The following is a 1,428-nucleotide window of genomic DNA, read 5'->3' as shown; positions in this document are numbered from 1 at the left end:
TGTGCTCCCCGACAAGGTTAAGGAGACTATGAAGGCTCAAATTCCTGCAAAGAGGATCGGAACTCCCGAGGATGTTGCAAACGTAGTTGCCTTCCTCTGCTCCGACGAGGCGGCTTACGTAACAGGCGAGGTTATCCGCGTTGACGGCGGACTCGCGATTTAACAGGGGGTCAGTATGAGCAGACGAGTTGTTGTAACAGGAATCGGCGCGGTAAGCCCCGTGGGTAACGACGCGCAGACAATGTGGAAAAATATGCTTGACGGCGTGTGCGGAATCGAGGAAATCACAGCGTTTGACACCTCGGATTTAAAAGTACATATCGCAGGCACTGTAAAGGGCTTTGAGCCTGAAAAATATTTTGAAAAGAGAGAAGCCAAAAAGCTCGACATCTACTGCCAGTACGCCCTCGCGGCGGCTCAGCAGGCGGTTGACGACAGCGGTATTCTCGGAAAAATCGACGAAAACCGCTTCGGCGTTTACATCGGCGCAGGTATCGGCGGTCTTAACACCTTCGTAAACAACACACTGGGACTTTACCACGGCGGACCGCGCAAGGTTTCTCCGTTCTTTATCCCGATGATGATTGGCAACATCGCCACAGGCAACGCGGCTATCCGCTTTAACGCAAAGGGCGTAACGCTGTCGGTTATGAGCGCTTGCGCAACAGGTACAAACTCAATCGGTGAGGCGTTCCACGCGATCAAGGACGGCTACGCCGACGCTATTATCGCAGGCGGCGCAGAGGCGGTTGTCGCTCCGCTGACAATCGCAGGCTTCCAGAATATGAAGGCGCTCTCCACCAACCCCGATCCAAAAAAGGCTTCGCGTCCTTTTGACAAGGACCGCGACGGTTTCGTTATGGGCGAGGGCGCAGGAATCCTCATTCTCGAGGAATACGAGCACGCCAAGGCTCGCGGCGCGAAGATTTACGCTGAGTTCGCAGGCTACGGAAACACCTGCGACGCGCACCACGTTACCGCTCCCGATCCCGAGGGCGCAGGACTTGCGAGAGCTATCGAGATCGCGTTCAAGGAGGCGAACGTCGCAGACGACGCTGAGGTTTACATCAACGCCCACGGCACCTCGACCCACCTCAACGACCTCACCGAGACTATGGCGATAAAGACAGCCCTCGGCGAGAACGCGTACAAGGCGAGCGTCAGCTCCACAAAGTCGATGACGGGTCATATGCTCGGCGCGACAGGCGCTATTGAGGCTATCGCGGCGGTAAAGGCGATTGAGGACGGCATGATTCCGCCCACAATCAACCTCGACGAGCCCGAGGAGGGTCTTGACCTCGACTACACCCCCAAGACAGCCAAGAAGCGCGGCATCAATGTTGCCGCGTCCACAAACCTCGGCTTCGGCGGCCACGACGCGTGCGTCGTATTCAAGAAACTGTAAAATAAAAATTGAAATTGAAGCGA

At 55.9% G+C, this 1,428-nt stretch carries 2 protein-coding genes; both read left to right on the top strand.

Features of this window, described 5'->3' with window-relative positions; translation table 11 throughout:
• Position 1: 1 nt before the first annotated feature.
• Positions 2 to 163 carry an SDR family oxidoreductase gene (locus JKK62_RS01000; RefSeq protein WP_494545953.1) on the top strand — a complete coding sequence of 54 codons (162 nt, stop codon included), beginning with the start codon at positions 2 to 4 and terminating at the stop codon, positions 161 to 163.
• A gap of 12 nt (positions 164 to 175) precedes the next feature.
• Positions 176 to 1,405: a beta-ketoacyl-ACP synthase II gene (fabF, locus tag JKK62_RS00995; protein ID WP_201426565.1), complete on the top strand. Its 1,230-nt coding sequence runs from the start codon at positions 176 to 178 to the stop codon at positions 1,403 to 1,405.
• The last annotated feature ends 23 nt before the right edge of the window (positions 1,406 to 1,428 follow it).

The sequence above is a fragment of the Ruminococcus difficilis genome (assembly GCF_016680995.1).
This window is presented reverse-complemented; position numbering and strand designations above follow the sequence as displayed.

Excerpts from the sequence above, each read along its gene's own strand:
- fabF (WP_201426565.1), top strand. The coding sequence starts at position 176 with ATGAGCAGACGAGTTGTTGTAACAGGAATCGGCGCGGTAAGCCCCGTG.